Below are 16,541 nucleotides of genomic sequence, written 5' to 3' on the forward strand. Positions count from 1 at the left end.
ACGAATTTCCTTTTTCTCCGCCGCAAGGCTCTCGCAGCACAGCTTTTTGGGATTAGGAATTCGATATGGCACGTGAACCGCAGCGCATCCGCCGCCGGGAACGCAAGAATATCACATCTGGTGTCGCGCATGTGAACGCCAGCTTCAACAACACGATGATCACGATCACCGATGCCCAGGGCAACGCGATCAGCTGGTCGTCGGCGGGCATGATGGGCTTCAAGGGGTCGCGCAAGTCGACGCCTTATGCCGCGCAGGTCGCCGCCGAAGATGCGGGCCGCAAGGCTGCCGAACACGGCGTCCGCACGCTCGAGGTGGAAGTCAAGGGCCCCGGTTCGGGCCGCGAATCGGCGCTGCGCGCGTTGCAGGCGGTCGGTTTCCAGATCACCTCGATCCGCGATGTGACGTCGATCCCGCACAATGGCGTGCGCCCGTCGAAGCGTCGCCGCGTCTGAATTCGGCGCTCGCGCGCCGGCCCGTTCGGGACCGGCTGCGGCGAGTCCTCCACCCTGCGGCGCTCTCGCCCGGCGCCGCGCTTAACTAGGGGAAGCCTGTGTCCGTCAATGCAAAGAACTGGCAGGAACTGAAGAAGCCGAACGCCCTCGAGCGCAAGCCGAGCGGTGACGGCAAGCGCAAGGCGACGTTCGTCGCCGAACCGCTCGAGCGCGGCTTTGGCCTGACGCTCGGCAACGCGCTGCGTCGCGTGCTGCTCTCCTCGCTGCAGGGAGCCGCGGTTACCTCGATCAAGATCGAAAATGTGCTGCACGAATTTTCGTCGCTCGCGGGCGTGCGTGAGGATGTGACCGACATCGTGCTCAACGTGAAGCAGATCGCGCTCAAGATGCAGGGCGAAGGCCCGAAGCGTCTGCAGCTGTCGGCAACCGGCCCCGGCGAAGTCAAGGCGGGCGACATTGCGGTGTCGGGTGACATCGAAGTGATGAACCCCGATCTGGTGATCTGCCACCTCGACGATGGTGCGACGCTGAACATGGAACTGACCGCCGATGTCGGTAAGGGCTATGTGCCGGCAATCGCCAACCGCCCGGCCGATGCGCCGATCGGCCTGATCCCGATCGATGCGCTTTACTCGCCGGTGCGTCAGGTGAGCTACAAGGTCGAAAACACCCGCGTCGGCCAGGAACTCGATTACGACAAGCTAACCCTGTCGGTCGAAACCGACGGCACCGTCAGCCCCGACGATGCGGTCGCTTATGCGGGTCGCATTCTGCAGGACCAGCTCGCGCTGTTCGTCCACTTCGATGAATCGGCGATCGTGCGTTCGGTGCCGACCGGCGTCGCGGCGCCGGCAGCGGGCGGCGAAGTCGCGGGCGACACCCAGCAGATCAACCGTTACCTGCTCAAGAAGGTCGATGAGCTCGAACTGTCGGTGCGTTCGGCGAACTGCCTGAAGAACGACAACATCATCTACATCGGCGATCTGGTCCAGAAGACCGAAGCCGAAATGCTGCGCACCCCGAACTTCGGCCGCAAGTCGCTCAACGAGATCAAGGAAGTGCTGTCGTCGATGGGCCTGCGGCTGGGGATGGAAATCCCCGGCTGGCCGCCGGAGAACATCGAAGAAATGGCGAAGAAGCTCGAACAGGAGATTATGGGGTGAGCTTGGCGTCCGGGATTAGCGACGCTAATCCCGGACGCCAAGCCCGGCCGGCCTCGCGTAGCGAGGACCGACGACACGGCTTTGCCGGGTCGGCCCCTCCACCGGCTTCGCCGGTCCCCCTCTCCCCCGCTTCGCGAGGGAGGATCTAAGGCAAAGGGTGGCGGCCTCTAACAGCCACCTGGATCGGGGTACCTCGCACGGCCCCCATACGAACGAAGGACAAACACATGCGTCATCGCGTTGGCGGTCGTAAACTTTCGCGGACTTCGGCCCACCGCACCGCCCTGTTCCGCAACATGGCAGCGGCACTGATCAAGCACGAGCAGATCGCCACGACCTTGCCCAAGGCGAAGGAACTGCGCCCCTATGTCGAAAAGCTGATTACGCTGGCGAAGAAGGGCGGCCTGTCGAACCGTCGCCTCGCGCATGCCCGGCTGCTCGACGAGGTGCAGCTGGCGAAGCTGTTCGACGTGCTGGCGGCGCGCTATGCCGACCGCAACGGCGGCTATACCCGCATCATCAAGGCCGGTCCGCGTGCGTCGGATGCCGCGCCGATGGCGATCATCGAATTCGTCGATCGCGATGTCGACGCCAAGGGCCAGGATTCGGGTCCGGTGCTCAACGACGACAGCGAGTACGACGAAGCGGCCTGATCGCGCATCGAACCCACAGCAGGGCTTCACAAAGGAGTCGCAGGCGTTAGGCTTGCGGCTCCTTTGCCTTTTGGGACACGGTCGATATGCGCTTCAGCCCCTTGATTCTGCTCAGCTTGCCCATCGCCGCGATCGCGATTGCCCAGCCGCTGGAGACTGCCTTGAAATATCCCGAAACGCGCCGTGTCGATGTGGTCGAGGAACAGTTCGGGGTGAAGGTCGCCGATCCCTATCGCTGGCTCGAAAACGACGTCCGCACCGATCCGCAGGTGCGCGCGTGGGTCGATTCCCAAAACGCCGTTACCAACGGCTATCTCGCCACGCTGCCCGGTCGCGAGCTGTTCAAGGCGCGGATGAAGCAGCTGTTCGATTATGAGCGCTTCGGGGTGCCGGTGCAGCAGGGCGGTCGTTATTTCTATTCGCGGAACAGCGGGCTGCAGAACCAGTCGGTGCTGTATGTGCGCGACAGCCTCGACGGGCCGGGCCGGGTGCTGATCGATCCCAACGGCTGGTCGAAGGACGGCGCAACCGCGCTTGCGGAATGGCGGCCGTCGCCGGACGGAACCAAGCTGCTCTACACCATTCAGGACGGCGGCACCGACTGGCGCACGATCAAGATCCTCGACGTCGCGACCGGCCAGACGATGGCCGATACGATCGAATGGGTGAAGTTCTCCGGCATCGGCTGGATGAAGGACGGCTCGGGCTTTTTCTACTCGGCCTTCGATCCGCCCGCCGAGGGGGCCAAATTCCAAGCGCTCAACGAAAACCAGAAGGTCTATTTCCACAAGCTCGGGACGCCGCAATCGGCCGACCGGCTGGTCTATGCGACACCCGATCATCCCCGATATGGCCATTCGCCGAGCGTGACCGATGACGGTCGCTGGTTGCTGATCACGACGACGCAAGGGACCGATCGCCGCTATGAAATCACCGCGCTCGACCTGACCAAGCCGGGCGCCAAGCCGCGCACGGTCATTGCGGGGCTCGAATATGAATGGGCGCTCGCGGGCAACGTCGGCAGCAAATTCTATTTCAAGACCAACAACGGCGCGCCCTTGCTGCGGCTCGTTTCGATCGACATCGGTGGTGCCAAGCCGGTCGCGGTGCAAGTGATCCCTGAGGACAAGGCCACGCTCGAAAGCGCCAACATCGTCGGCAACGTGATTTTCGCCGAGTATCTTTCCGACGTGAAGAGCGAAGTCCGCCGCTATTCGCTGACGGGCAGGCTGCTGGGCAAAGTGCCGCTGCCCGGCATCGGCTCGGTCAGCGGCTTTGGCGGCGAGATCGACGACAAGGAAACATTCTACGCGTTCACCAGCTTCGCGACGCCGACGACGATCTTTCACTACAATCTGAAGACCGGCAAATCGACGCCCTGGGCGACGCCCAAGGTTGCGTTCGACCCGGCGGCGTTCAAGGTCGAGCAGGTCTTCTACCGATCGAAGGACGGCACCCGGGTGCCGATGTTCATTGTCCGCAAGAAGACCACGACCGGTCCGGCGCCGACATTGCTCTATGCCTATGGCGGGTTCAACATCCCGACCCTCCCCGGTTTTTCGCCGACGCGGCTTGCGTGGATCGAGGCGGGCGGGGTGCTGGCGGTCGCCAATATCCGCGGCGGCGGCGAATATGGCAGCGCGTGGCACGACGGCGGCCGGCTCGACAAGAAGCAGAATGTCTTCGACGATTTCATCGCCGCGGGCGAATGGCTGAAGGCGAACGGCATCACCGGCAAGGATCAGCTGGCAGTGCAGGGCGGGTCGAACGGCGGCTTGCTGGTCGGCGCGGTCGTCAACCAGCGGCCCGATCTGTTTGCAGCCGCCCTGCCGCAGGTCGGCGTGATGGACATGCTGCGCTTCGACCGCTTCACGGCGGGGCGTTATTGGGTCGATGATTATGGCTATCCGTCGAAGGAAGCCGATTTCAAGACGCTCTACGCCTATTCGCCCTATCACAATGTAAAGTCGAACGTGACCTACCCGGCGATTCTGGCAACGACCGCCGACACCGATGACCGCGTGGTGCCGGGGCATACTTTCAAATACACCGCCGCAATCCAGGCCGCGAACCTCGGTGCCAAGCCGCGGCTCGTCCGCATCGAGACGCGTGCCGGGCACGGCAGCGGCAAGCCGACCGACAAGGTGATCGAGGAGGCTGCCGATCTGTGGGCATTCGCCGCCTATTGGACCGGGCTGGAAGTCGCGCCAAGGGTAGCCAACGGCGGCAAGAAAAGCTGAGCGTCCAGGCCAGTGTGCCGATCCATCCGCCGATCGTGCGGCTGCTCCAACCTCGTCGGTAAAATCTGTTGCACATGAGTATGACACCCCGCTAAGCATCTCACGAGCAAGGGGGAAATTGATGGTTGCGCTGCGGTTGGATGCCGTCGTCAAGCGGTTCGGCGACTTTACGGCCGTCGATGACCTGAGCTTTGCGGTCGAGCCGGGCGAAGTATTCGGCTTCCTCGGTGGCAATGGTGCGGGCAAGACCACGTCGCTGCGCATGGTGCTCGACATCCTGCGGCCCGACCGGGGCAGCATCGACGTGCTCGGCAAGCCACCCGGCCGTGCCGCGAGCGCCCGGGTGGGCTTCCTGCCCGAAGAGCGCGGGCTGTACCGCTCGATGACCGCGATCGACACGATCGTCTATTTCGCGCGGCTGAAAGGCATGACCGCAGCCGATGCGCGGCGCGAGGGATTGGTGCTGCTCGACCGCTTCGGGCTCGGCAATTTCGCCAAGACCACTGTCGACAAACTGTCGAAGGGCATGGCGCAGAAAGTCCAGCTTGCTACCGCGATCGTCAACAAGCCCGACTTGCTGATCCTCGACGAACCCTTTTCGGGGCTTGATCCGGTCAATCAAGGCTTGCTCGAGGACGAGATTATCGGCGCGGCGAAGGGCGGGGCGGCTGTCGTATTTTCCACCCACGTCATGCAGCATGCCGAGCGGCTGTGCGACCGGCTGCTGTTCCTCGCGCATGGCCGCAAGCAGTTCGAAGGCACGCAGGACGGCGCGCGCGCAACGTTGCCGGCGCGGCTGACGCTGGTCGCGCAACAGTCCCCCGCCACGCTGTCCGGCGTCGCGGGTGCCACCGCGACGGGCGCGGTCGGCGATGGCTGGCACGCTTGGGACGTGCAGCTCGTCTCCGGCGGCGATCCCGCTGACTTGCTCCAGCAATGTACGGCGCAAGGCTTTGCGCTGCGCGGCTTCGAACAGCACCGCGCGAGCATGCACGACGTCTTTCTCCACATCGTCGGCGGCGCGGAGGCACGGCCATGATCAATCACATCCTGCTCGTCGCCGCGCGCGAATTTCGCCAGATCGCCGCCACGCGCAGCTTCTGGATCACGCTGCTGATCGTCCCGCTCGCGCTTGCCGCCGGGCCGCTCGCGTCGCGGATCACCGGCAGGTCGAATGTCGAGACGGTCATGCTGATCGACCAGTCGGGCGGCACCACCGGGGCAGCAATCAAGCGCCAGATCGAAACCAACGAGCAGCGCTTCGTGCTGATTGCGCTCGCTCGTTACGTCCAGCGCCATGACCTGGAGCGCGCCGCGCCGGGCGCGGTGTGGACACGCGACGCGCGGTGGTTCGGCGACGCCGATGCCGATGCGTTCGTCGCAAGCGGCGGGCTGAAGGCCGCGCTTGCGGAGATCGCCAAGATCTCGCCCGACGATGCCAAGGGGTTTGAACCGCCCGAGGCTGATTACAGGATCGTCGAGACGCCTCCGGCGATTGCCGCCGCTTCGCCCCAGGCGATTGACGGGCTGCTCGAACCGCTGCTGCGCCCCGCCGACAAGTCGGGCAAGAAGCCGATCGACTATGTGCTTCTGATTCCGCGCGATTTCGGGAAGTCGCCGGTGGTAAGGCTATGGGCCAACGGCCAGCCGCGCGCGTCGTTCGTCGCCTCGCTGCAAGGCGTGCTGACCGGCGATCTTCGCACCCGCTTCCTGCAAGCCAATGGCACGGCGGCGCCGACGGCGGCGGCGGCCAGCGCGATTGCCCCGGCGATCAGTGTCACGACCCCACCCGAAGGCAGCGGGCGCGAGCGAGTGATCGTCCGGTCGATCCTGCCGCTCGCGAGCGCCTATATCCTGATGATGTCGCTGCTGCTGTCGGGTAGCTGGATGCTGCAGGGTGCGATCGAGGAACGCAGCAACAAGCTGATCGAGACGGTGCTCGCCTGCGTGACACCCAACGAGCTGATGTACGGCAAGCTGATCGGTACCGTCGCGATCGGTCTGGCGATGGTGGTGACTTGGGTCGCGTGCGGGCTGTTCGCCGCCTATGCGACGCAAGGCGACATCGCCGATCTGATCAAGCCCGCGCTCGAGCCGGTATCGTCGTTCGGCAGCATCGCGACGATCATCTTCTTCTTCGTCGCGGGCTATCTGATGGTCTCGATGATCTTCCTTGTGATCGGCGTGATGAGCGAATCGATGCGCGACGCGCAGGGCTTTCTGACGCCCGTAATGATGCTGATACTGGTGCCATTCACCTTGCTGCTGCAGTCGGTGCTGTCGGGCAAGGGCGGGGTATTCGTCGAGGCGATGACGTGGATTCCGCTCTATGCGCCGTTCGCGGTGCTCGGACGCTTGGGATCAGGAATCCCGACCTGGGAAGTGCTCGGCACGGGCGCAGTGCTGGTGCTGTTCATCATCGGCGAAATCATCCTGCTCGGCCGCGTGTTCCGCGCGAACCTGCTCGGCACCGGCGCGCGTCCCAGCCTGAAGGCGATCGTCGCGATGATGCGACTCCGCACCTGAGCGAGTCTGGTCAGTCGGGACGTGCGCCGCTATCTGAGCGCATGAGCCACACGTCCGATTCCATCCTGATCATCGATTTCGGCAGCCAGGTGACGCAGCTGATCGCGCGGCGCGTGCGCGAGGCGGGGGTCTATTCCGAGATCGCACCGTTCAACAGCGCCGCCGATGCCTTTGCGCGGATGCAGCCAAAGGGCGTGATCCTGTCGGGATCGCCTGCTTCGGTGCTCGACGACGACAGCCCGCGCGTGCCGCCCGCGGTGTTCGAAAGCGGCGTGCCGGTGCTTGGCATCTGTTACGGCCAGCAAGTCATGATGGCGCAGCTGGGCGGTGAAGTGACGCTCGGCGACAGTGGCGAATTCGGCCATGCCTTCATCGACGTGACCGATGGCTGCGGGCTGTTCAACGGCCTGTGGGCCGAAGGCGAAACGCATCAGGTATGGATGAGCCACGGCGACAAGGTGACGCAGCTTGCGCCCGGGTTCCGCGCCGTCGCGCGCAGCAGCGGTGCGCCCTTCGCGGTCGTCGCCGATGACGCGCGGCATTATTACGCGATGCAATTCCACCCCGAAGTCGTCCACACGCCCGACGGCGCGCGGCTGATCGCCAATTTTGCGCGCCACGTCTGCGGGCTGATCGGCGACTGGACGATGGCCGAGTTCCGCCAGACCAAGATCGCCGAAATCCGCGCGCAAGTCGGGCAGGGGCGGGTAATCTGCGGCCTGTCGGGTGGGGTCGATTCTGCGGTGGCTGCGGTGCTGATCCACGAAGCGATCGGATCGCAGCTGACCTGTGTGTTCGTCGACCACGGGCTGATGCGCAGCGGCGAGGCCGATCAGGTCGTGTCGCTGTTCCGGGGGCATTACAACATCCCGTTGGTGCATGTGAATGCCGAGACCCTGTTCCTGAACGGCCTTGCCGGGCTGACCGATCCTGAGGCCAAGCGCAAGTTCATCGGCAAGACCTTCATCGAAGTGTTTGAAGATGAAGCCAAGAAGATCGGCGGCGCCGACTTCCTCGCGCAGGGCACGCTCTATCCCGACGTCATCGAAAGCGTCAGCTTCACTGGCGGGCCGAGCGTGACGATCAAGAGCCACCATAATGTCGGCGGCCTGCCCGAGCGCATGAACATGCAGCTCGTCGAGCCGCTTCGCGAACTGTTCAAGGACGAAGTCCGCGCACTCGGCCGCGAGCTCGGCCTGCCCGACATCTTCGTCGGGCGGCATCCATTCCCCGGGCCGGGACTCGCCATTCGCATCCCCGGCGAAGTCACCAAGGAACGCTGCGACATCCTGCGCAAGGCCGACGCGATCTACCTTGAAGAAATCCGCAATGCCGGGCTGTACGATGCGATCTGGCAGGCTTTCGCGGTGCTGCTCCCGGTGCGCAGCGTCGGCGTGATGGGCGACGGGCGCACTTATGACAATGTGCTGGCATTGCGGGCGGTGACGTCGACCGACGGGATGACCGCGCAGGCTTTTGAATTCCCCGGCGGCTTCCTGCCACGCGTCGCGACGCGGATCGTGAACGAAGTGAAGGGCATCAACCGCGTCACCTATGACTATACGTCGAAGCCGCCGGGTACGATCGAGTGGGAATGATTTTTGCCCATCCGGGCGTATCCAAAAATACGCTATGATGCGACATAAGTGACTGAAATATATAAATAAATATCTCAGAATCTTTCGGCGTCTATCGCTGGGTTAGCCTCCGGAATGACGGTATGGCTGACGGTATGGCGCATCTTGTCTCATCCGAAAATCGCATATACCGTCAGGGCTAAGAGAGCTTCTGACGGTATATTTGTTGACGTAAATCTCTGTAAACACAGGGAAAATATCAGATCGGAAGGGCCGTTTTTGGCCTGACGGTATAATTGGGCGCTCTCCGGCATATTTTGACCAATCTGGAGGGTGTGGATGTTGACCGACGCCGCCATTAAGGCCCTGAAACCGAAAGAGAAATTATACAAGATCGTGGACCGTGACGGTATGTATGTCGTGGTCCAGCCCTCGGGTGCGATCGTCTTCCGCCTGGACTACCGACTAAACGGCCGCCGGGAGACGTTGACGCTGGGGCGCTACGGTCCCGCTGGCCTCTCCTTGGCTCGGGCGCGTGAGAAGGTGGTCGATGCTCGACGCGCCATTTCGGAGGGCCGCTCGCCGGCGCAGGAAAAGCAGCGCGAGAAGCGTCGCCTCCAAGAGGCGAAGAGCTTTGGCCAGTTCGGTGAGCGCTGGCTTCAGGAAGCGCGAATGGCGGACAGCACGCGCGCCATGCGTCGATCAATCTTCGAGCGCGACATTCTTCCGGCGTTTCGCAACCGGCTGCTGCCGGAGATCCTGCCGGAGGATCTGCGCGCGCTGTGCGCGAAGGTGAAGGAACGTGGCGCACCGGCAACGGCGGTCCACGTCAGAGACATCGTGAAACTGGTCTTCGCTTTCGCCATCTTGCATGGCGAGAAGGTCGCCAACCCGGCCGACGAAGTTGGCCCGGCGTCGATCGCGACCTTCGTACCGAAGGACCGATCCCTGTCTCCGGCGGAGATACGCATCATGCTCGGCCAGATCGAGCATGTGGCGACGTTGCCGACGATCCGGCTCGGGATAAAGCTGATCCTGCTGTCGATGGTACGAAAGAGCGAATTGCAGGACGCGGTTTGGGATGAGGTCGATTTCGAGAACGCCGTCTGGTCGATTCCCAAGGAGCGGATGAAGCGCTCGAAAGCGCACAACGTCTATCTGTCTCAGCAGATGCTCGACATCTTCATCGCTCTCAAGACCTGCGCCGGCAATTCCAAATACGTCCTGCCGTCGCGCTATGACGCCGACGCGCCCATGTCGCGGGCGACGTTCAACCGGATCACGACGGCGGTGGTGGAGCGAGCCAAGAAGGAAGGGCTGCCGCTGGAGTCCTTTACGGTTCACGATCTCCGGCGCACCGGCTCGACCCTGTTGAACGAGTTGGGCTTCAACAGCGACTGGATCGAGAAGTGTCTGGCGCATGAGGACGGGCGATCCTCACGGGGCATCTACAACAAGGCGGAATACGAGCATCAGCGCCGGCATATGATGCAGGAATGGTCCAACCTGGTCGACGCCTGGGTCGCCGGCCAAAAATACACGCCGACCCTCTATCCGCCGACGATGGACCTGCTTACGCCCGAGCCGGATGTTTGATGGGGCGGGTCTTGCGGAGCTGGACGTCCGGAATGGGCGCACGCTTCACCGCCTTGGCGCGTGAAGCTCGGCGCCGTTCTTCCAACCAGGCCTCGACCTCGGACAGATCCCAGACCACGCAGCGGGACGTGAGATAGAAGCGCTGGGGAAATTCGCCGCGCTGTTCCATGTCATAGATCGTGGTGTCGGCGAGAGGGACCATTTCCCGGAGTTGATGCCGCCGGATGGTGCGCTTCATAACGGGTTCGACTTGCTGCCTCACTTCAACTTCCTTCAACCGCCTATCCAAGAGGATAGAAGGCGATAGATGATGCTGAAGGAAGCTCGAATATACGGGCGTAGCAGTGCGTCGTATCGTGGCGTGCAAATCGGACAAGCCCGAAGAGCACCGCGACCGCATCTCATCCCCGGCAATCATGCAGCGACTGTCCCTGAATGCGGCTCCTGCTATCCTGGCGTCCTACGATACCGTCCTTTCCGCCGCGATCCGACATAGCTGATGAGGTTTGCTGCTTTGAGGATGGCGATGTCTCGGCGCGCGGTTTTCAGGCTCACCGTCCAAGCCGCCGCGATCTCGTTGGCGCCGCACCGGCCATTCGCGACTCGGTCCAGAAACCAGCGTTGTCGCTCGTTGAGTTCCGCCCGATCAGGGACATTTATAGGGTCGCGTTCAGGGACACGTTCAGGGTCATTATTTTGCGCACCTGTTGCCGGCTTTCCGCCGGCGGCTTCGCCGGCGACATAGGCTTCCCGGGCTCTCGCGAGCGAAAAGCGATCGATCGGATCGGTCAGCGGTGTTGCCGCAGGCCCTTCGATCAGGCCGAGAACGAAGGCCCTGATGACCTGCGACGAAACCACGAGACGAAGGAAATATACCGTATCCGGCCCGTGTTGCCCTGAGAGCCAATGCTTGACGGTTCTCTCACTCGCCTCAGTCTGGCGCATGAGCTGCTTGATCGCCCGATGGCTGTCGCCATGCTCCTTGCGCAGCAGCTCCGCGATGGTCTGCGCGTAGATTTCTCGCCCTCCGAGGACACCTGTCCATAGGGGTAATTTCCTGCCCTTTTTCGGCAACATCTTCCGTTTTCTCCGCAGTTACACTGGTTTCAGTGCGGAGTGACGGCTGAGGTCCGTCATGCGCTGCGGCGGTAGGTCGCCCGGACCGCCGCAGTCGATTTCAGGAGGGCGTGATGTGACGAGCCGGAGACTTCACGACGACGATCGGTCCGGGCAGCCTGAACGTCCTCTTCGGGCTGCCGAATACGTCCGCATGTCGACGGACCATCAAAAATATTCGACCGAAAACCAATCCGACGCGATCAAGCAATATGCCGAAGCTCGTGGGATAGAGATCGTCCGGACCTATGCGGACGCGGGAAAGAGCGGCCTGAAGATTGAGGGGCGCGATGCGCTCAGGCAGCTCATCGAGGACGTGCAGTCCGGGAGCACTGATTTCACATTGGTGCTCGTCTATGACGTCAGCCGTTGGGGCCGCTTTCAGGATGCCGACGAGAGCGCCTATTACGAATATATCTGCCGACGCGCCGGCATCGCCGTGGAGTATTGCGCCGAGCAATTCGACAACGATGGCAGCCCGATCTCCACCATCGTCAAAGGCGTCAAGCGCGCGATGGCCGGCGAATACAGCCGTGAACTCTCAACCAAGGTGTTCGCGGGTCAGGGCCGGCTGATCGAGAAGGGCTATCGTCAGGGTGGGCCGGCAGGATTCGGCCTGCGACGGACCCTGATCGACGAGCATGGCGCCACCAAGGGCCTCCTCGAACGGGGTGAGCAAAAAAGCATCCAGACCGATCGGGTGATCCTAACGCTTGGCCCGGCGGAAGAAGTCGATCTGGTGCGCGGCATCTACCGCGCCTTCGTCCATCAGGGATACAGCGAGCGGGAAATTGCGGCTGATCTCAATGAACGGGGCATTCCGACCGATCTCGGACGCCCTTGGACCAGGGGGACCGTCCACCAGATTCTGATCAATGAGAAATACGTCGGCGACAACGTATGGAATCGCCGGTCCTTCAAGCTGAAGAAAAAGCGCGTCCAGAACGATCCGGAGATGTGGATCAGGGCGCAGGATGCTTTCGCGGCCGTCGTCGAGCGCGAACTGTTCGAGGCGGCAAGGACCATCATCGGTGCGCGCTCCTTTCGTTTGAGCGACGAGGAGATGCTGCAATCTCTGAGGAAGCTGTACCAACAAAGGGGTTTGCTATCCGGCATTGTCATCGACGAATGCGATGGGATGCCGTCCAGCAGCGCCTACAGCTCACGCTTTGGCAGCCTACTTCGCGCCTACAGCCTCGTGGGTTTCACGCCGGATCGCGATTACCGCTACGTCGAAATCAACCGAGAGTTGCGTAAGCTCCATCCCGGCATTCTCCGTGAGGTGCTCGACGGATTGCAGGCTACGGGCAGCGCTGCCTGGCAGGATCTTGAGACAGACCGGGTGATCGTCAACGGCGAGTTCAGCCTTTCCGTGGTGGTGGCCCGGTGCATCGAGACGCCGACCGGGCTTTTGCGCTGGCAGTTGCGCTTCGATACCTCGCTCGCGCCTGACATCACCATCGTCGTGCGGATGGACAGCGCCAATCGCGCGCCGCTCGACTACTACCTGTTCCCGCGCATCGACATGCTCTCCGAAAAGCTGCGGCTGGGAGAGGACAATGCGCTCGGGCTCGATGCCTACCGCTTCGACGGCCTCGACCTTCTCTACGACATCGCTACGCCCATTCCTCTTGCGGAGGCTGCTTGATGCCTGCCGTTCGACCGAACCGGATCGAAATGATCCCCATCTCCCGGATCACGGTTCTGAACCCACGCGCGCGCAACAAGCGCCAGCATCGGGAGATCGTGAACAACATCGAGGCCATCGGCCTCAAGCGGCCGATCACGGTGAGCCGCCGTGATGGAGCTGGCGGCCCACGATATGATCTGGTCTGCGGTGAAGGCCGGCTGGAAGCCTTCCAGATGCTGGGCCAGACTGAGATTCCGGCCGTGGTGATCGAGGCCAGCGAGAGCGAATGCCTCGTGATGAGCCTGGTCGAGAATATCGCACGACGCACGCCGCGCCCCATCGACCTTATGCGTGAAATCGGTGCTCTACGGTCCCGCGGCTATAGCGATGCGACCATCGCCGAGAAGATCGGCGTCGGGGCATCCTGGGTAAACATGATCGCTTCGCTCCTCGAGCGCGGCGAGGAGCGGCTGGTGGCCGCGGTCGAAACCGGACTCATTCCGATCACCCTGGCGATGGAGATTTCCAAGGCCGAGACGGAAGAGGCGCAGAATCTGCTTCTCGACGCCTATGAGACCGGGAAACTCAGGGGCAAGAAGCTCGCCGCCGTCCGCCGCCTGCTCGACATGCGTATGCGGAGTCAGCGCAAGGGCGGATTGCCCGTCGGACGTTTGGGCCGGAAGACGAGCAGTCGACGAATGACGGCCGCCGATCTTATGCAGGTCTATCAACGCGAAGCCGAAAAGCAGCGTCTCCTCGTCAAAAAGTCGGATTTCACCCAGATCCGGCTGCTGTTCGTTGTCGAGGCGCTGAAGGATCTGCTCGCCAATGATGGCTTCATCAATCTGCTGAGGGCGGAGGGGCTGGCGACCATGCCGCGGGCGCTCAAAGCCCGCGTATCGGGCGACGATCATGGCTGATGAACCGAACGACCGGGAGGACGGTCGTATTCACCTCGCCTTCGACCGGGATTTTCTGACGATTCCCGTTGCGGCGATCGTTCCGCTCAAGGCGTTGCCGGATGGCGCCCGGGCGAGCCGGTCCTATTCGCAGGTGCTCAGTTCGATCAAGGCGATCGGCCTGATCGAAGCGCCCGTCGTAATGGCGGACGCAAAGAACGCCGGAACCTGGTTCCTTCTGGACGGCCATCTGCGGCTGGAGGCACTGAAAGAACTCGGCATCGCCGAGGTCGAATGCCTGCTGGCCGCTGACGACGACACCTATACCTATAACAAGCGCGTCAACCGCATCCCCCCGATCCAGGAGCATCGGATGATCGCGCGCGCGATGGATCGGGGCGTTTCATCCGCCGACATCGCCGCCGCCCTGAACCTTCAGGTTGAGTCCGTGCTGCGGCGTTTCCGGCTTCTGGAGGGGATCAGCCCGGAGGCCGCAGAGATGCTGAAGGACACGCCTTGCTCGATGAAGGTGTTCGACATTCTGCGTCAAATGACGGCCGTCAGGCAGATTGAAGCCGCTGATCTGATGATCGGTCAGAACAATTTCACGGTCATGTTTGCCCGCGCTCTGCGCGCAGCCACCTCCGAGAACCAGCTCGCTGCGACAAAGAAGGGCAAGGGCGCCGGGAAGCCGACGCCTTCGGGTCAACAGATTGCCCGTATGGAGCGCGAGCTGGCGACGCTTCAAACTCAGGTGAAATCGGTCGAGGAAACCTACGGTATCGACAACCTGCATCTGACCGTTGCGCGCGGATACATTGCTAAGCTCCTCGCGAACAACCGAGTGGTTCGGTGGCTGGCCACCTACCAGCAGGACTATCTCAGCGAGTTTCAGAAGATCGCCGAGATCGACACGCTCGGCCCAATCGGGGAAGCGCCGGGCGCCTGAACAGAATGGGGACCCGGACCCGAAAAGCGCGGGGACCATGGGAGAAGCCGCACGGTGGGGCGGATCAAGCATGGTGGTGGGAATGGCGGCGAACCCGCATGAAGCCCACTAGGCCGGTCGTCATATGATCCGGCCGCGTGAGGGGCTGCTTGCCCCGCATGAACAGGACGGGCGTGCCGGGAGCGCCGGCCGGCACGCCCGCTATTCATCGAGGCGCTTCTCTCGTGAGAATGCGGACAGATCGAGGGTCAACGCCTGCAGCAACCGCGTCGTTTCCACGTCGTGATGCGTCAACAGCTCGACCAGGTCCTCCTGGTCCGGCTGTCCCAAAGCAAGGCGATAGAGCAGCCTTTGCGCCCGCAACTTCGCGAACCGATCAATGTCGCGACTTTGGGGAAGCGCGAACAAATGCCGCTTTAGGTCCGCGCCTTCCATCGTCCACCACGGGCTGAGGCCGGTTTTGTCATCCTCGAACGCCTTGTCGGCGTCGCGTGCGATGATGTCCCATGGTGACGATGCTTGGCCTCGTGCCTGCGCCAAGGCTTGTTCGCCTAGCTTTCGGGCGAGTGGTTGGCGCACAGTCAGCCCACCGAAGCGCTGAACGCGGCCTTCTCGTTGCTCCAGGTCAACCGGGCTGGAACAAAGATCCCAGTGGCCGAGCCTGTCGCACCAGCTATGAAAGTCGAGACCTTCCTGTCCGACGGAGGTCGTCGCCAGGACGTGGGGCCAGAACGGTGTATTGAACGCGCTGCGGATTTCCTCAGAGCGCGCTGGTGGCGGTTCATCGACATCATGGTCCTGTCGATGCGTCTCCGTCTCGGTGCCGCCAAACGGCACCGCGGCGTGACAGCGGATACGGATCTTGTCCTTTTTCTTCGCGCCCTTGAACCCGAAGGTGCCGACGCTTGCTGCGAGCGCGGCCGACAAGTCCTCGATCAGCCCATCGGGGTTGACCTTGGATTTGCGTAGCCAGAAATGTTCATCCAGGACGGCTTCCAAGCAGCCATCAACGCACGCATTCTGATATTTCTGCGTCGCGTCTTCGCCGGGCAAAACAGACCAGAAAACAGGGCGGTCCAGATAGGTGCGCAGCCGCGTCCAGCAGAAGTTCACAAGCCGCGCGAAATGCTGCTCCTGGAAATCGAAAAGCTCTGGAAGGTGGCGATAGAGTGCACGGCCCGTCACCACCCCGGGAGCGCCGAGAGCCAAATCGACCAGGGCGTCGAGTTCCCATCGGCTCAACCAGGTAATCGGGTCGGCCTCTTGGCGCTGTTTGAGCAAGGTTTGAAGCGTTGCGTCCTTCGGCGCGACCCGACCCCAGCTCCTCTGGACCGCTGCGAACTCCCGCGCCAGCGGCGCCTTCTGCGCGCGTTCTATGGCCGCGAGGATTGCCCAGGCCGGTTTGCGCCGCCGGTTGCTGCGCGCATTCGGCGCCTCGGGCGCAATTGACGCGGGCAGCGCCCTAATAATCTGCTGCCGCGTCCTGCCTCTGATCTGCTTCACGGTCGCTTTCCCCTTCACATCGAGGGGATCGACAGCTCGGATTAGGAAGGGACTCGGGTGAAAAAGGGCGAGCGTCGGGCCTTGGTTAGGCTTCGGGTTAAGGTGCCGCTTCTTCCACGCGGCGGTGTAGGGAAGATTGCTCTTTCCAACGCATTTGCGCTCGACCTCGAGGCTGACGAGGTTAGCGTCCGCGCTCGTGGTGTAATTTCTGGTGTAGATTGAGATGATCGCATG

General features: G+C 62.6%; 13 protein-coding genes and 1 pseudogene. 11 read left to right on the plus strand and 3 right to left on the minus strand.

The features are described from left to right. The first annotated feature begins 65 nt into the window (after nt 1-65). The 8 genes from rpsK (at nt 66) to AX672_RS13575 (ending at nt 10,210) form a co-directional block, all read left to right on the plus strand. Nucleotides 66-455, plus strand: coding sequence for a 30S ribosomal protein S11 (rpsK, locus tag AX672_RS13540; protein WP_066652168.1), 390 nt, complete (start codon nt 66-68; stop codon nt 453-455). Between the two features lie 98 nt (nt 456-553). Further along, nucleotides 554-1,618 (plus strand): DNA-directed RNA polymerase subunit alpha, encoded by a 1,065-nt coding sequence (locus AX672_RS13545; protein ID WP_066652170.1) that lies wholly within the window; start codon nt 554-556, stop codon nt 1,616-1,618. Nucleotides 1,619-1,845: 227 nt separating this feature from the next. Continuing rightward, complete coding sequence (rplQ, locus tag AX672_RS13550) at nt 1,846-2,271, plus strand: 50S ribosomal protein L17 (protein ID WP_066652172.1); 426 nt, start codon at nt 1,846-1,848, stop codon at nt 2,269-2,271. A gap of 86 nt (nt 2,272-2,357) precedes the next feature. Further along, on the plus strand, nt 2,358-4,511 hold the full coding sequence (locus AX672_RS13555; protein ID WP_202189336.1) for a prolyl oligopeptidase family serine peptidase: 2,154 nt from the start codon (nt 2,358-2,360) through the stop codon (nt 4,509-4,511). A 121-nt stretch (nt 4,512-4,632) separates the two neighbouring features. Beyond that, nucleotides 4,633-5,550 (plus strand): ABC transporter ATP-binding protein, encoded by a 918-nt coding sequence (locus AX672_RS13560; protein WP_066652176.1) that lies wholly within the window; start codon nt 4,633-4,635, stop codon nt 5,548-5,550. Continuing rightward, a complete protein-coding gene (locus AX672_RS13565; protein ID WP_066652178.1) occupies nt 5,547-7,037 on the plus strand; it encodes an ABC transporter permease in 1,491 nt (496 codons plus the stop codon). The genes AX672_RS13560 and AX672_RS13565 overlap by 4 nt, the downstream gene beginning before the upstream one ends. 41 nt (nt 7,038-7,078) lie before the next feature. After that, complete coding sequence (guaA, locus tag AX672_RS13570) at nt 7,079-8,635, plus strand: glutamine-hydrolyzing GMP synthase (protein WP_066652179.1); 1,557 nt, start codon at nt 7,079-7,081, stop codon at nt 8,633-8,635. A 318-nt stretch (nt 8,636-8,953) separates the two neighbouring features. After that, nucleotides 8,954-10,210, plus strand: a complete 1,257-nt coding sequence (locus AX672_RS13575; RefSeq protein ID WP_066652180.1) for a tyrosine-type recombinase/integrase — start codon at nt 8,954-8,956, stop codon at nt 10,208-10,210. Here the strand turns inward: AX672_RS13575 and AX672_RS13580 are convergent. Together AX672_RS13580 and AX672_RS13585 are read right to left on the minus strand one after the other, a co-directional pair. Continuing rightward, on the minus strand, nt 10,188-10,448 hold the full coding sequence (locus tag AX672_RS13580) for a helix-turn-helix transcriptional regulator (protein ID WP_066652196.1): 261 nt from the start codon (nt 10,446-10,448) through the stop codon (nt 10,188-10,190). The two genes, AX672_RS13575 and AX672_RS13580, sit on opposite strands and share 23 nt — an antisense overlap. A 209-nt stretch (nt 10,449-10,657) precedes the next feature. Further along, a complete protein-coding gene (locus AX672_RS13585; RefSeq protein ID WP_066652181.1) occupies nt 10,658-11,287 on the minus strand; it encodes a hypothetical protein in 630 nt (209 codons plus the stop codon). 115 nt (nt 11,288-11,402) lie between these two features. On the opposite strand from AX672_RS13585, the gene AX672_RS13590 reads away from it, so the two are divergent. From AX672_RS13590 to AX672_RS13600, 3 genes are read left to right on the plus strand one after another with little or no spacing between them, the layout of a single operon-like run. Beyond that, nucleotides 11,403-12,974: a recombinase family protein gene (locus AX672_RS13590; RefSeq protein ID WP_081435401.1), complete on the plus strand. Its 1,572-nt coding sequence runs from the start codon at nt 11,403-11,405 to the stop codon at nt 12,972-12,974. Nucleotides 12,975-13,003: 29 nt separating this feature from the next. After that, the gene (locus tag AX672_RS13595) at nt 13,004-13,876 is read left to right on the plus strand and encodes a plasmid partitioning protein RepB C-terminal domain-containing protein (RefSeq protein ID WP_443026238.1); all 873 of its coding nucleotides are present in this window, start codon (nt 13,004-13,006) and stop codon (nt 13,874-13,876) included. Continuing rightward, nucleotides 13,869-14,804, plus strand: a complete 936-nt coding sequence (locus AX672_RS13600) for a plasmid partitioning protein RepB C-terminal domain-containing protein (RefSeq protein WP_066652183.1) — start codon at nt 13,869-13,871, stop codon at nt 14,802-14,804. The genes AX672_RS13595 and AX672_RS13600 overlap by 8 nt, the downstream gene beginning before the upstream one ends. 201 nt (nt 14,805-15,005) lie before the next feature. Here AX672_RS13600 and AX672_RS18905 read toward each other — a convergent pair. Continuing rightward, nucleotides 15,006-16,541: pseudogene (locus tag AX672_RS18905) on the minus strand (helicase); the annotation flags it as partial.

The sequence above is a fragment of the Sphingomonas sp. CCH10-B3 genome (assembly GCF_001556185.1).
GTDB lineage: Bacteria > Pseudomonadota > Alphaproteobacteria > Sphingomonadales > Sphingomonadaceae > Sphingomonas > Sphingomonas aquatica.

Excerpts from the sequence above, each read along its gene's own strand:
- rpsK (WP_066652168.1), top strand. The coding sequence starts at position 66 with ATGGCACGTGAACCGCAGCGCATCCGCCGCCGGGAACGCAAGAATATC.
- rplQ (WP_066652172.1), top strand. The coding sequence starts at position 1,846 with ATGCGTCATCGCGTTGGCGGTCGTAAACTTTCGCGGACTTCGGCCCAC.
- AX672_RS13555 (WP_202189336.1), top strand. The coding sequence starts at position 2,358 with ATGCGCTTCAGCCCCTTGATTCTGCTCAGCTTGCCCATCGCCGCGATC.
- AX672_RS13560 (WP_066652176.1), top strand. The coding sequence starts at position 4,633 with ATGGTTGCGCTGCGGTTGGATGCCGTCGTCAAGCGGTTCGGCGACTTT.
- AX672_RS13565 (WP_066652178.1), top strand. The coding sequence starts at position 5,547 with ATGATCAATCACATCCTGCTCGTCGCCGCGCGCGAATTTCGCCAGATC.
- guaA (WP_066652179.1), top strand. The coding sequence starts at position 7,079 with ATGAGCCACACGTCCGATTCCATCCTGATCATCGATTTCGGCAGCCAG.
- AX672_RS13575 (WP_066652180.1), top strand. The coding sequence starts at position 8,954 with ATGTTGACCGACGCCGCCATTAAGGCCCTGAAACCGAAAGAGAAATTA.
- AX672_RS13580 (WP_066652196.1), bottom strand. The coding sequence starts at position 10,448 with ATGAAGCGCACCATCCGGCGGCATCAACTCCGGGAAATGGTCCCTCTC.
- AX672_RS13585 (WP_066652181.1), bottom strand. The coding sequence starts at position 11,287 with ATGTTGCCGAAAAAGGGCAGGAAATTACCCCTATGGACAGGTGTCCTC.
- AX672_RS13595 (WP_443026238.1), top strand. The coding sequence starts at position 13,004 with ATGATCCCCATCTCCCGGATCACGGTTCTGAACCCACGCGCGCGCAAC.
- AX672_RS13600 (WP_066652183.1), top strand. The coding sequence starts at position 13,869 with ATGGCTGATGAACCGAACGACCGGGAGGACGGTCGTATTCACCTCGCC.